The 13,670-nt window shown below is 39.2% G+C and carries 11 protein-coding genes; 3 read left to right on the top strand and 8 right to left on the bottom strand.

All coding sequences use genetic code 11. The features are described 5' to 3' along the window. Positions 1 to 33 precede the first annotated feature (33 nt). The 3 genes from putP to MKY51_RS15825 all read right to left on the bottom strand — a co-directional run bounded on the left by putP (position 34) and on the right by MKY51_RS15825 (position 4,178). Positions 34 to 1,518 carry a sodium/proline symporter PutP gene (gene putP, locus MKY51_RS15835; RefSeq protein ID WP_339173820.1) on the bottom strand — a complete coding sequence of 495 codons (1,485 nt, stop codon included), beginning with the start codon at positions 1,516 to 1,518 and terminating at the stop codon, positions 34 to 36. An 89-nt stretch (positions 1,519 to 1,607) separates the two neighbouring features. Then, positions 1,608 to 2,582: a proline dehydrogenase family protein gene (locus MKY51_RS15830; RefSeq protein WP_339173819.1), complete on the bottom strand. Its 975-nt coding sequence runs from the start codon at positions 2,580 to 2,582 to the stop codon at positions 1,608 to 1,610. Positions 2,583 to 2,882: 300 nt separating this feature from the next. Beyond that, positions 2,883 to 4,178, bottom strand: a complete 1,296-nt coding sequence (locus MKY51_RS15825) for a sigma 54-interacting transcriptional regulator (protein WP_339173817.1) — start codon at positions 4,176 to 4,178, stop codon at positions 2,883 to 2,885. A gap of 168 nt (positions 4,179 to 4,346) precedes the next feature. Between MKY51_RS15825 and pruA the strand changes: the two genes are divergently transcribed. Beyond that, the gene (pruA, locus tag MKY51_RS15820; RefSeq protein WP_339173815.1) at positions 4,347 to 5,891 is read left to right on the top strand and encodes an L-glutamate gamma-semialdehyde dehydrogenase; all 1,545 of its coding nucleotides are present in this window, start codon (positions 4,347 to 4,349) and stop codon (positions 5,889 to 5,891) included. Positions 5,892 to 5,978: 87 nt separating this feature from the next. Here pruA and MKY51_RS15815 read toward each other — a convergent pair whose 3' ends face one another. From MKY51_RS15815 to MKY51_RS15795, 5 genes are all read right to left on the bottom strand, one after another. Further along, the gene (locus tag MKY51_RS15815; RefSeq protein ID WP_339173813.1) at positions 5,979 to 6,887 is read right to left on the bottom strand and encodes an ATP-binding cassette domain-containing protein; all 909 of its coding nucleotides are present in this window, start codon (positions 6,885 to 6,887) and stop codon (positions 5,979 to 5,981) included. Positions 6,888 to 6,889: 2 nt separating this feature from the next. Further along, the gene (locus MKY51_RS15810) at positions 6,890 to 7,936 is read right to left on the bottom strand and encodes an ABC transporter ATP-binding protein (RefSeq protein ID WP_339173812.1); all 1,047 of its coding nucleotides are present in this window, start codon (positions 7,934 to 7,936) and stop codon (positions 6,890 to 6,892) included. A 14-nt stretch (positions 7,937 to 7,950) separates the two neighbouring features. Continuing rightward, entirely contained in the window at positions 7,951 to 8,883 is a 933-nt protein-coding gene (locus tag MKY51_RS15805) for an ABC transporter permease (RefSeq protein WP_339173811.1), read from the bottom strand. Further along, on the bottom strand, positions 8,883 to 9,812 hold the full coding sequence (locus MKY51_RS15800) for an ABC transporter permease (protein ID WP_008405519.1): 930 nt from the start codon (positions 9,810 to 9,812) through the stop codon (positions 8,883 to 8,885). The genes MKY51_RS15805 and MKY51_RS15800 overlap by 1 nt, the downstream gene beginning before the upstream one ends. 149 nt (positions 9,813 to 9,961) lie before the next feature. Then, positions 9,962 to 11,581 carry a peptide ABC transporter substrate-binding protein gene (locus tag MKY51_RS15795; protein WP_339173809.1) on the bottom strand — a complete coding sequence of 540 codons (1,620 nt, stop codon included), beginning with the start codon at positions 11,579 to 11,581 and terminating at the stop codon, positions 9,962 to 9,964. Between the two features lie 355 nt (positions 11,582 to 11,936). On the opposite strand from MKY51_RS15795, the gene MKY51_RS15790 reads away from it, so the two are divergent. Both MKY51_RS15790 and MKY51_RS15785 read left to right on the top strand, forming a co-directional pair. Then, positions 11,937 to 12,494, top strand: a complete 558-nt coding sequence (locus tag MKY51_RS15790) for a thioredoxin family protein (protein ID WP_339173808.1) — start codon at positions 11,937 to 11,939, stop codon at positions 12,492 to 12,494. A gap of 175 nt (positions 12,495 to 12,669) precedes the next feature. Next, positions 12,670 to 13,596 carry a diacylglycerol kinase gene (locus MKY51_RS15785; protein WP_339173807.1) on the top strand — a complete coding sequence of 309 codons (927 nt, stop codon included), beginning with the start codon at positions 12,670 to 12,672 and terminating at the stop codon, positions 13,594 to 13,596. The last annotated feature ends 74 nt before the right edge of the window (positions 13,597 to 13,670 follow it).

The following is a 13,670-nucleotide window of genomic DNA, read 5'->3' as shown; positions in this document are numbered from 1 at the left end:
TATCTTATAAAAGATCATACCGTTTTATTGATACTATTGCTCTTCTTTTAAAATACGCTGCGTTTCATTGAATTCTTCTTCGATTTCCGCATTTGGTTTATACGTCACAATACTTACTACAACTGCAACGACTAAACACGCGATGAAGCCAGGTACAATCTCATAAAGCATGCTTGTTAAACTTTCCGTACGTCCCCAAACGAATGCGACTGCCGCACCGGCAACCATTCCGGCAAGTGCTCCGTAGTTTGTAAGCTTACGCCAGAACAGAGAAAGTAAAATGATTGGACCGAATGCAGCACCGAAACCGGCCCATGCGAATGCTACAAGACCTAAAATTGTACTTTCAGGATTCCATGCAACAATTGCCGCAATAATAGATACGAATAGTACAGCGACACGACCTAAAAATACATAATGTTTATCTGTCGCAGTCTTGTTGAATAAAGCTTTATAAATATCTTCAATAAGTGCTGAAGAAGTAACGATTAATTGGGAAGAAATTGTACTCATTACTGCTGCTAAAATTGCTGCAAGTATAATTCCTGCAATGAACGGGTGGAATAGAATTTGCCCTAGTACGATAAATACCGTTTCAGCATCCTTTAATTCCGTACCTTGCTGCTGGAAGTAAGCTACACCAACCAATGCTGTTGCAAGGGCACCTATTAAACTGAAAATCATCCAGCCAATACCAATACGTCGTGCGCTTTTCGTTTCTTTAACAGATGAAATCGCCATAAAGCGTACGATGATATGCGGCTGACCAAAATAGCCAAGTCCCCATGCAAGAGAAGAGATAATAGCCGCTGCAGTAACAGTAGATGGAAGAAGGCTGAACATTTCCGGATCTACCGCTTTAATAGAATCGACCGTTTCTCCAATACCACCAGTTAAGAAAATTCCGAAAACTGGAACCGCAATTAAAGTAACAAGCATAATAATACCTTGAATTACATCCGTATAACTAACAGCCAGGAATCCGCCAAATAATGTGTAGGCAACAACTACCGCAGATACGAATAAAAGACCTGTATGATAATCCATTCCGAACGAGCTTTCGAAAAACTTGCCGCCTGATACCATTCCGGAAGATACATAGAATGTAAAGAATACTAAAATGATAATCCCTGATGCGATACGTAATAGTTTTGTGTTGTCACGCAAACGATTATCCAAATAACTTGGAATTGTGATGGAATCCTTTGTTACATGTGTATAAATACGTAATCGAGGTGCTACAAGTAACCAGTTTAAATAGGCACCGACTGTCAATCCGATTGCAATCCAAGCTTCCACTAGTCCTGATAAATAGATTGCACCTGGAAGCCCCATTAATAGCCAGCCCGACATATCCGATGCTCCGGCACTTAAAGCTGTTACCGCTGCACCTAGACCACGCCCGCCTAGCATATAGTCTGTCAGGTTACTAGTTTTTCGGAAGGCATACCAACCGATACCAAGCATTGCAATCATGTAAAGAATAATGGCTAACAACTGATAGCTATAATCCGACATAAAGACAACTCCTTTATTGATAATTTTTGACTAGTTTAACATGCTTCGATAGATGGTCGTCAACGCAATAAAATATGGCGCATCTGAACTTATCTGTACTTTTTAGACATACGTCCAGCTAAAAACGCACCTGCTGCAACCGCTAAAATTGTATTTGTTTTTTTCGTAAATACTTGTTTTGTGACAAGTGTCAGGTTTTGCGGGCGTTCAGCTAAGCGACGCATAAAGTAACCATACCAATCATTACCAAACGGTACATACGTACAGAAGTTGTATCCTTCTTTAGCAAGACTCAACTGCATTTCTTTACGGAAGCCGTAAAGCATTTGGAACTCAAATTTATCATTCGGAATATTATGCTTTTGGACAAATTGTTTAACATGATTAATGACATTGTGATCATGTGTCGCAATTGAAGTGAATTTGCCATGTAGTAAATGGTATTCAATTTGCTCGATAAACTTGCGGTCAATATCGGCTTTATTTTGATAAGCGACAGATTCATCTTCTTTGTAAGCACCTTTTACGATACGTAAGCGGTAATCTTTAAAGCGTTCGACATTTTCATCCGATTCAAAAAAGTATGCTTGAATTACTGTTCCGACATTATTGTATTCAGCGTGGATCTTTTCCAATAGCTCAAATGAAGGATGTAGACGAGCATAGTTTTCCATATCGAAGTTAACAAAAATTTGATATTCATTTGCCAATGCAACGATCTCTTTTAAATTTTCAAAGCAGAATTCAAAGTCAATATCCAACCCTAATTGTGAAGGTTTTAGTGAAATATGTGCATCAAGGTTATCACTGTGAATGCGTTCGATTACGGCCAAAATTTGTTCTTTTGCAGCAAGTGCAGCAGACTTTTCAAACACAAATTCCCCTAGATTATCAACCGTGCAAGAAATACCTTGTGCATTTAAATGCTTGATGCTTTCTATCACTTCATCGATATTTGTACCTGCAACGACACTTTGCGCCCCCAGCTTAAATCCGTACTTTTGAGCTGCAGAATTTAATGTTTGATTCTCTGAAAGTGCGATAAAAAAATCTTTTAATGACATTTTAATCAATCCCCCTGCGTTGAAAAAAGTATTTTATTGTTATTGAGGTGAGTATAAAACAAAAAATTTAAAAAAGGAAACAAATTTTGAGAGGTTCAGGGTTTGCTAGAAGAAAAAGCGAGGAATACCAACGATTTTTAACGTAAAAAAATTTTGGTGAAATACTTTATTGAAACGTTTACATTCTCTTAAATACGCAATTTATATAACATGCAATGAAATGTTGCACAAATGGAAATGAAAAAGAGACCCCTGTGTCAGGCGCCTCTTTAATGGTAAATTATAGAATATATTATCATTTCATTTGCGTTTTAAACGGTATTGTAAACCTTGCCGGTGGATACCGAGTGCTTTAGCTGTTTGTGAAATATTACCATCGTTTAGCTGTAAGGCATGCGAAATATAATAATCTTCAACTTTACGCATATATTCATCAAGAGGCTGCAATGTTTGTCCGGAGAAGTCGAACAATTTTTGCTCCTCGGTAGTATGTGGCTCGGCTTGCTGGAGCTTCCACTTGAAATATGCTGGTATATGTATAAGTTCGACATACTCTTCCGTTGTGAGTAGTGAGCTGATATCATCCAGTAATACTTCAAGTTCTTTTAAATTTCCTGGCCAGTCATAGTTCATAAATATTTCCTCGATATCAGGTGCCAAACCTTTCACAGGGCTGCCATACGCAATACGTCGGCGAGCGAAATAATCATCCACGAAAGGTTTGATGTCTTCACGACGCTCACGTAAAGCCGGCACTTGAATAGTCAGGTTGGAGAATAAGTAGTACAGATTTTTGGAAAGGTGACCTTTCTGTATTAAGTCAATCGGGTCTTCACCAATACTTGCTATAAATACATGGTTTCGTTCGGAATGTTGCTCCAGAAGCTCCACGATACGGTTCTGTGCTTCATCTGATAAGAACTCAATCCGCTCAGCAAAAAACGTATAGTTTTTTTCTTCGGCAATATATTTTTCAATTTGAGTGAGCAATGTTTCTTCATTGCGGCGGCAAATAAGTGTAATAAAGCGTTCGTTTTTTTCTGCCAGCTCATGATGAATCCCTTCTGCAATCATATCTTTCCCTGTTCCTGATTCACCGACAAGCATGACCGGAATACGTCCCAGAGCAGCAATTTTGGCTTGCTGGATTACTTGCTTCATCGATTTTGAGACAGCAGTAATGATATCAAAAGTTAATGGAGCGCCGTAACGGCTTAAAGGACGGTCCATTAAAAATTCCTGCTGTGTAATATCGCGGGAAAATTGGATAGCGATTTTTGTCCCATCATTTAGGGTATATGGATAATAGTCATTCATCAGTGCCACTTCTTCACCACGGGCATTCCAGAACGTTTGCTTAATATGTTTGAAACTTTGACCCGAAGCTAAAACTTTTTGCAGCATATTTTGCTCCAAGTTGAAGTCTAGCGACTGTGATAAAAAGCGCTGTGTAATTTGTTCAAGTGATTCACCGGTAAGTTCGCGCATTTTTTTGTTGTAAACGATGACTCGTCCATTTTCATCAATAGCGCAAATTCCGGTTTCTATTTTTTCAATCAAAAACTCAAAAACACTAGAGCGATCTAGTTGATTCATGCGGTGTAACCCCCTCCATTTCATTTTAGCATGGGAATGTCGTATTGAGATAATTTGCGTAATTTAGAAAAAATAATTGCTTTAAGCATTATTATATTGCATAATTCAAATTAAGTAACATAATATGATGCAAAAATATATTGCACTTAATATCGGAGGTAATGATAAATGATTAACTATAAACATGAACCATTTACAGATTTCTCGGTAGAAGAAAACAAGCAAGCTTATTTGGAAGCGCTTAAAAAAGTAGAATCACAGCTTGGTGCCGACTATCCTCTAATTATCGGTGGCGAACGTATTACGACAGAAGAAAAAATTGTATCATATAACCCGGCAAAGAAAACAGAAGTGATCGGCTCTGTTTCAAAAGCTTCAAAAGACTTGGCTGAAAAAGCGATGCAAGAAGCAGATAAAGCATTTAAGTCATGGAAAAAAGTTAAACCTGAAATCCGTGCAGACGTTTTGTTCAAGGCAGCGACAATTATCCGCCGCCGCAAGCATGAATTTTCTGCCTGGTTAACGAAAGAAGCAGGTAAGCCATGGAATGAAGCGGATGCAGATACTGCAGAAGCAATCGACTTTTTAGAATATTATGGCCGTCAAATGCTTGAAATGAAAGATGGTCGTAAAGTAGAAAGCCGTCCGAATGAATACAACCGTTATGATTATATCCCTCTAGGAATCGGGATTGTTATTTCACCTTGGAACTTCCCGTTTGCTATTATGGCAGGTACAACAGTAGCGGCTGTAGTTACTGGTAACACAGTACTATTAAAACCAGCATCAACAACACCGGTTGTCGCGTATAAATTTATTGAAGTGCTTGAAGAAGCAGGTTTACCGAAAGGTGTAGTAAACTTCGTACCTGGTAGCGGAGCGGAAGTAGGGGACTACCTAGTAGACCACCCGAAAACACGTTTCATCAGCTTTACAGGTTCTCGTGATGTCGGCTTACGTATTAACGAACGCGCATCAAAATTAAGCCCAGGTCAAATCTGGATTAAACGTGTTATCGCTGAAATGGGCGGTAAAGATACTATCGTTGTTGATAAAGATGCAGATTTAGAGTTAGCTGCACAGTCCATTGTTAAATCAGCTTTCGGTTTTTCTGGACAAAAATGTTCAGCATGTTCACGTGTCGTAATCGTAAAAGATGTATATGATCAAGTTGTAAAACGTGTGGAAGAGTTAACGAACTCATTAACAATCGGTGACCCTTCAGACAACAACAACTTTATGGCTACAGTAATCGATTCGGCTGCATTCAAAAAAATTAGCGAATATATTGAAATCGGTAAAACAGAAGGCCGTTTAGTTGCTGGCGGTACTGCAGATGATTCAGTTGGTTACTTCGTACATCCGACAGTATTTGCCGATGTGGATCCGGAAGCACGTATTATGAAAGAAGAAATCTTCGGTCCAGTAGTAGCGATTACAAAAGCAGATTCATTCGAAGAAGCGATTGATATTGCAAACAATACGGAATACGGTTTAACAGGTGCAGTAATTACAAACGACCGTATGAACTTAGAGTATGCTCGTGAAGAGTTCCATGTTGGAAACCTTTATTTCAACCGTGGCTGTACAGGTGCAATCGTTGGTTACCAACCATTTGGTGGCTTCAACATGTCAGGTACTGACTCTAAAGCAGGCGGACCGGATTATTTAACATTGCATATGCAAGCAAAAACAACATCAGAAGCATTTTAAATATTAAGTTATAGTCATTGGAAATTTCCTTATTATATAGAAAGAACTCCTTCACATTGCCTCGTGAAGGAGTTTTTTATTGTTCTTTTATTTAGCCCAGTCTTTTACTTGTGATTCTGTACCAAATACGAAATGGCCAGGGCGGGCTTCGATAACTTTAGCTGCTGGATCATGTTCAACATGTTTGTACGGGATACGTGTACGATTGCGTTCGTAAGCCGGATCTGGCTGAGGAACTGCTGATAATAGAGACTTCGTATAAGGGTGGATTGGATTGTTGTAAATCTCATCCGCGCTTCCAAGTTCTAATATTTTTCCGCGATACATAACCGCAATTCGGTCTGATATATATTTTACCATCGATAAATCATGGGCGATGAATAAATAAGTTAATCCGCGTTCTTTTTGAAGCTGCTTCAATAAGTTTACTACCTGTGCTTGGATAGAAACATCAAGCGCAGAAATCGGTTCGTCTGCAATGATGAAGCTTGGGTCTAAACTAAGTGCACGGGCAATGCCGATACGTTGACGCTGACCACCAGAAAACTCGTGGGCATAACGGTTGGCATGCTCGCGTGTCAGTCCGACTGCTTCCAGCAATTCACCGATACGGGCTTGGCGTTCTTTTTTATTCTTATAAAGACCATGGATTTCAAAGCCTTCTGCAATTAATTCACCGGCCGTCATACGAGGGTTTAAACTCGCATAAGGGTCTTGGAAAATCATTTGCATTTCACGGTTGAATTGCATCAATTCTTTACGTGATTTCATTTCTGAGATGTTTTTGCCTTTGAAGGTGATTTGGCCTTCTGTAATATCGTAAAGGCGGATAATCGAGCGTCCAGTCGTTGATTTACCACAGCCTGACTCTCCAACTAAGCCTAATGTTTCGCCTTCATACACATCAAAGGAGATGCCATCGATCGCTTTGATCGGCTGTTTGGCAGTGCCAAAATATTGTTTTAAGCCTTTTACTTCTAATATTTTATTTGCCATAATTACATGCCCTCCTGTTGATAGCCTTTAATACGGCGTGCTACCGCATCAGGTACAGGCATTTTTGGTGCATCAGGATGCAGTAGCCAAGTTTTCGCGTAATGTGAATCCGATACTTTAAACATTGGAGGTTCCACTTCAAAATCGATTTTCATTGCAAACTCATTACGAGGTGCAAATGCATCACCTTTAGGCGGATCGATCAAGTTTGGCGGTGAACCCGGAATCGCCATCAACAGCTCATCCGTAGAGTTGTTCAAGTCCGGCATAGAGCCAAGCAGCCCCCAAGTATACGGGTGCTGAGGGTTGTAGAAAATATCTTCGACAGTACCGTACTCAACGATTTGACCGGCGTACATTACCGCAACTCGGTCTGCAACATTTGCTACAACACCTAAGTCATGTGTAATGAAAATAATCGACGTATTTGATTTCTTTTGAAGTTCTTTCATCAGCTCTAAAATTTGAGCCTGAATCGTTACATCAAGCGCTGTTGTTGGCTCATCGGCAATTAACAGCTTCGGATCTGCTGCAAGTGCGATAGCGATAACAACACGTTGACGCATCCCGCCTGACAGTTCGTGAGGATAAGACTTATAACGTTTTTCAGGGAAAGGGATACCTACTTGATCAAGCAGCTCAACCGCACGTTTTTTTGCTTCGTCCTTACTGGTAACTTTATTATGCTTCAACAGTACTTCGGTAATTTGCGCACCGATTCGCATTGTCGGGTTTAATGCAGTCATTGGATCCTGGAAAATCATTGAAATATCATTTCCTCGAACTTGCATCATTTCTTTTTCAGATAAAGGAATAATATTGCGGCCATTGAAGTTGATTTCACCACCGGCATAAATACCAGGTGGCTGTGGAATTAACTTCATCAGTGCATTACTCGTTACGGATTTTCCGGAACCGGATTCACCAACGATCGCTAATGTTTCGCCTTCGTATAATTCAAAGCTTACTCCGCGTACGGCTTGTACGACACCAGCGTACGTTTTGAAATTAATACGTAAGTCGTTTACTTCTAATACTTTTTTCTTCATTGCGTACACTCTCCTTATTTACGTAATTTCGGATCAAGTGCGTCACGTAAGCCGTCTCCAACTGCGTTAAATGCGAAAATTGTAATCGAGATTAAAGCTGCAGGGAACAATAATCGCCATGGTGCAGATTGAAGTGCTTTGAAACCTTCAGAGGCCATCGTACCCCAGCTGGCTAAAGGAGCCTGAACCCCTAAACCTAAGTAGCTTAAGAAACTCTCTGTGAAAATTGCACTTGGAATAGTCATTGTCATTGTTACTAAAATAGCACCCATTGCATTTGGGATTAAGTGACGTTTAATGATGTGCCATTGATTTGCGCCTAATGTACGAGCAGCAAGTACGTACTCCTGATTTTTAATTTTCAGTACTTCACTTCGTACAATTCGCGCCATGTTTACCCAACCGGTAATGGAAAGGGCGATAATCATAGGAACTAAACCAGGCTCCATAATTACCAATAAAATAATTACTACTAATAAATAAGGGATTGCCGTTAATACGTCTGCGATACGCATCATAATGTTATCGACACGGCCGCCTGCCAAACCTGCAATACTTCCCCATAAAACCCCGATAATCAAATCAATGACAGCGGCAGTAATACCGATGAATAATGAAATTCGGGCACCTTCCCATGCACGGACGAAAATATCACGCGCAAGGTCATCCGTTCCGAACCAATGTGTTGCAGAAGGAGCGGTATTGTATAATCCGACATTCTGTTCATATGTATAAGAAGAGAATATCGGCGCAAAAATTGCAAAACCTGCAATGATAATAAGAAGGGCTAATCCAACTACAGCTAACTTGTTATGAGAGAAGCGATAAAATACTTCCTTCCAATAAGATACTTGCTTTTTAGAAAGGGCATCTGTATTTTCTGAACGACCGACAACATCGAACATGTCAGCTGATACTTTTGGTATTTGCTGTTCGTTTTGAGCCATTATTTTTTCGCTCCTTTCAATTTAATACGTGGATCGATGACACTGTATAAAATGTCTACGATTAATACAGCCAGCAATAAAATTAATGAATAGAACACAGTCGTACCCATAATTACCGTATAGTCACGGTTTGTAATACTTGTTACGAAATGGCGGCCAAGTCCCGGTACCGCAAAAATCTGTTCAATAACGAACGAACCAGTAATAACACCGGCAAATAGTGGACCTAAATACGTTACAACCGGTAATAATGCATTACGTAAAGAGTGCTTGAAAACAATTGTCCATTTTCCTAAACCTTTTGCACGAGCAAGCTTTACATACTCACTATTGTTTTGCTCCAACATACTAGAACGTGTAAGTTTAGCAATAAATCCGGCATGGGTAACAGCAATCGCCAATGAAGGTAAAATTGTATAGGCGAATCCTTTCCAGCCACTAACCGGGAACCAGCCGGCTTCAAATGCCAGGTAATACTGTAACAGTCCGGCCAAAATGAATGAAGGAACCGAAATCCCCAAAATTGCGAAAATTGTTGCGGCATAATCTCCAAAGCGATTATGATACAGTGCAGAAACAACGCCTAGTAAAACACCAAGGCCAATTGCCAATACCATCGCCTGAAGACCTAAAGCAAGGGATACAGGGAAGCTCTCTGCGATAATGTCATTTGTGGAACGGCCTTTATATTTCATCGACTCCCCAAAATCAAATGTCATCGTGTCTACTAAATAGTCTTTATATTGGATATACCAAGGATTATCCAATCCGTATTTCGCGTTTAACTGTTCTTCGATTGCAGGTGGCAATTCACGTTCGCTCGTAAACGGGCTACCGGGAGCAAGCTGCATTAAGAAAAACGTCGCTGTAATAATTAAGTACATTGCAAGTACGATATAAAGTAATCGTTTAATAATGAAGTTAAGCAATGTCCGTACCTCCTTTTTATACTATTTTGAAAATTTGATAAAACTATGAAAGGGAGTGCCCGAAATATCATTTCGAGGCACTCCCTATTTACGATGATTTTTTGAAAATGATTTCGACCATCGCAGGAGTAAATACTAAATAGTAAAAATTACTTCACTTTAACATATTTAAGGTTAACGTTACCTAAAGCATCTGGAACCATGTTTTCTACTTCGTCAGATACAACGTTTAAGTTCGTGTTGTAGTAAATTGGCGCTACTGGCATTTCTTCCATAATTACCGCTTCTGCAGCCAATAATTTTTCTGTACGTTTTTCCGGATCTGTTTCAGTGATCGACTCATTTAATAATGCAGTGTACTCGTCATTTGACCAACCAGTTTGGTTATTGCCGTTATCAGCAGAGTTGTACATTTCTAGGAATGTGTACGCATCATTGTAGTCAGCGCCCCAGCCAAGACGACCAATTTGGTAATCGCCATTTCCGATTTTATCTAAGTATACTTGCCATTCTGAGTTATCAAGTTTAACAGTAATACCTAAATTTGATGACCAGCCTTGTTGAATGAATTGTGCGATAGCAGAGTGTGCCTCAGAAGTGTTGTATGAAACTTTTACTTCTAAATCTTTAGCGCTAGCTAAGCCTAATTCTTTCAGACCAGCATCTAAATATTTCTTCGCTTCTTCGAAATCAGCATCTTTGAAGTAACCTTCGTCATCGCCGAAGCCTTCAACAGAGTTTGGTACGATACCTAGTGCAGGTTCTTGTTCGCCTTTTACTACATTACTGATTAAGCCTTCACGGTCGATTGCCAATGCTAATGCTTTACGAATGTTTTCGTTTTGCATTACTGAATCTTCTGTATTGAATTTGTACCAGTAAATAGATGACATATCAGAAACATTTAATTTGTCTTCTGATTTTAAACGGTCGATTGCATCAAGAGAAATTGTCCCGTAAGGAGCTCCTAGGAAATCGATTTCTCCAGCATCGAACATTGTCATTTGAGTTGTTTCTGATTCAACCATTGCAATGTTTACTGTATCGATATCTACGTTTTCAGTATCCCAGTAAGTATCGCTTTTCTCTAAAACGATATCGCCTGAGTGGTTCCAAGTAGTTAAGTTGAATGCACCATTTGATACATATGTATCTGCTTCTGTATACCATTTTGGATCCGCTTCAGCTGTTGCTTTGTGAATTGGATAGAACGTTTTGAATGCTGTCAATTCCAAGAAATATGGAGTTGGAGCGTTTAATGTTACTTCTAATGTTTTTTCATCGATTACGTTAATCGCCACATCTTCAGCAGTGCCTTTACCAGTATTGTAAGCCTCTGCTCCTTTAATAGGGTAAAGGATTGAAGAATATTCAGACGCATTTTCCGGGTTTAATGCCCATTTCCAAGCGTAAGCGAAATCTTCAGCTGTTACTTTTTCACCGTTTGACCATTGTGCGTCACGTAAAGTGAAAGTATAAGTTAAAAGATCATCAGATACTTTATAGTCTTCAGCAGCAGCTAAAACTGGCTCGCCATCAACCATTGTTGTTAAACCTTCAAAAGTGTTTTCTAAAATTGCACCAGAAGTTGTATCTGAAGCCAATTGTGGATGTAATGAAGGCGGCTCCGAAGTGATTAGTAAATCTAATTCTTTTTCACCATCTCCAGATGATGTAGATTTTGATTCTTCTCCACCACCACAAGCTGCAAGTAATGCAGATAATGAAAGTGCTGTAGCAGTCAATGCGACCTTTTTATTGCGTTTCATAAATAAACCCTCCTAGAAAATCATGTAAATTAAATTTTCTGATAATTTTTTGATGCGTTATTTTAATATATCAGAATATTTATAAGAAATATATACTACATTAAAAATATTTTATAGATACTAATAAATAAAATAATTAAGAAAATTTTTAATTATTTTACTATAAGGTATTATTATTTGAAAAAAACTTTAAGTGATTTTTATATTCTTGAAAATATTAAATATTTGCTGTTTCGTACAACTGGTTTTGAAAATTTAGAATTGTATTATTGTGTAACAATTTTGACACATAAAACTTTCTTTTTTTCTTTAAAACGTGCAAAATAGAATAGAGAATTTGAAAGGTGGTATATATATGAAAACAGAACAACAATACTTCGAAGAGAGCACATCAATGAAGGAATATATGGATGCAATGTCCCAACTGAAAGAACAAAGCTTTGCAATTTATGAGCGCTTTGAACTTCCGGAAAATGCAGCTTTCATTGAAAAATTGAAAAATGCAAATGTCCATATTTTAGCGATTACGGAAGACTGGTGCGGGGATGCGATGATTAATAACCCGATTATCCGTAAAGTAGCGGAAGCGGCAGATGTGGAAATTCGAACAGCATTACGCGATGCGGATACAGATTTAATCGATCGTTATTTAACAAATGGCGGACGAGCTATTCCAATGTATTTAATTTTAAATGAAGCCGGGGAAGTAATTACGACATGGGGCCCACGTGCACCACAGCTACAGCAGCTAGTTACAGATTTACGTGCGACTTTACCGGACAAAGAAGATCCTTCATTTGAGGAAGCGCAAAAAGCGGTATATGAAAATATGCGTGGACAATATGTAAACGATTCAAAGCTGTGGAGCTACGTATATGAAGACTTTAAAAATAAAGTAAGCGCAGCGATATAATTTTACTTATTCTGTTACTTTTACGAGTTCTTACTATATAATATAGTAGGAACTTTTTTCTATTTTAAATGTATTATTGAAGAGAATATCCCAGGTGCAATTGTTGCTTTTCTAAATCAGACAGCAGTATACTTTTGACAGAATGAAAAATATAATTAATCAGGATGAGATCAAAATGAAAAGAGCGAGAATTATATATAACCCGACTTCGGGTCGTGAGGCATTTAAGAGGCATCTTCCGGAAGTACTGGAGAAGCTGGAAATAGCCGGATACGAAACTTCGTGCCATGCAACGACTTGTGAAGGTGATGCGACAAAAGCGGCAATCGAGGCTGTTCGTCGTGAATTTGATGTCGTAATTGCGGTAGGTGGAGACGGTACGTTAAATGAGGTAGTAGCAGGTATTAGTCAATGTGAAAAACGTCCGAAGCTTGGTTTGATTCCAATGGGCACGACAAATGACTTTGCACGGGCTGTTCGGATTCCCCGAAATGTCGAGGAAGCACTGAACATTATTGTTGCAGGGGATACGATACCTGTAGATGTCGGCATTTTAAATGAAAACCGCTACTTTATCAACATTGCTGCAGGCGGGCGAATCACTGAGCTGACATATGAAGTTCCGAGCAGAATGAAAACGGTACTTGGACAGATGGCGTATTATTTGAAAGCGATTGAAATGATTCCTTCCATTAAAGCGACACATATGAAAATTCAAATGGATGATGAAGAGTTTGATGGGAAAGCGATGATGTTTTTATGTGGCTTAACAAATTCAGTCGGCGGTTTTGAAAAAATCGCACCGGATGCATCGATCAATGACGGACTGTTTACCGTTATGATTTTAAAGGAATGCAATATTGCGGATTTCATTCGCATTGCCTCACTAGCATTACGTGGCGAGCATTTATCCGACGAGCGCGTTATTTACCGAAAAGCAAGCCGTGTTGTCGTATCATCCGATCAGGAAGTTCATTTAAACTTGGACGGGGAGTATGGCGGCGATGCACCAGCTATTTTCCAAAATTTAAAACGACATATTGAAGTATTCGTGCCAATCAATCGAATTCGTGAAATTGAAACGGATGAAGAAGTAATTTAACTTAAGCTTGCAAGGGTAGTGGAATGCCCTTGTGAGTTTTTTGTTTTGTGGGGGGCGGGAGCGGACGCGGGAGA

It is taken from the genome of Solibacillus sp. FSL R5-0691 (assembly GCF_037974225.1).
In the GTDB taxonomy this organism is placed as follows: Bacteria; Bacillota; Bacilli; order Bacillales_A; family Planococcaceae; genus Solibacillus.
Note: the sequence above shows the minus strand (reverse complement) of the source record. Positions and strands in the feature narration are given on the sequence as shown.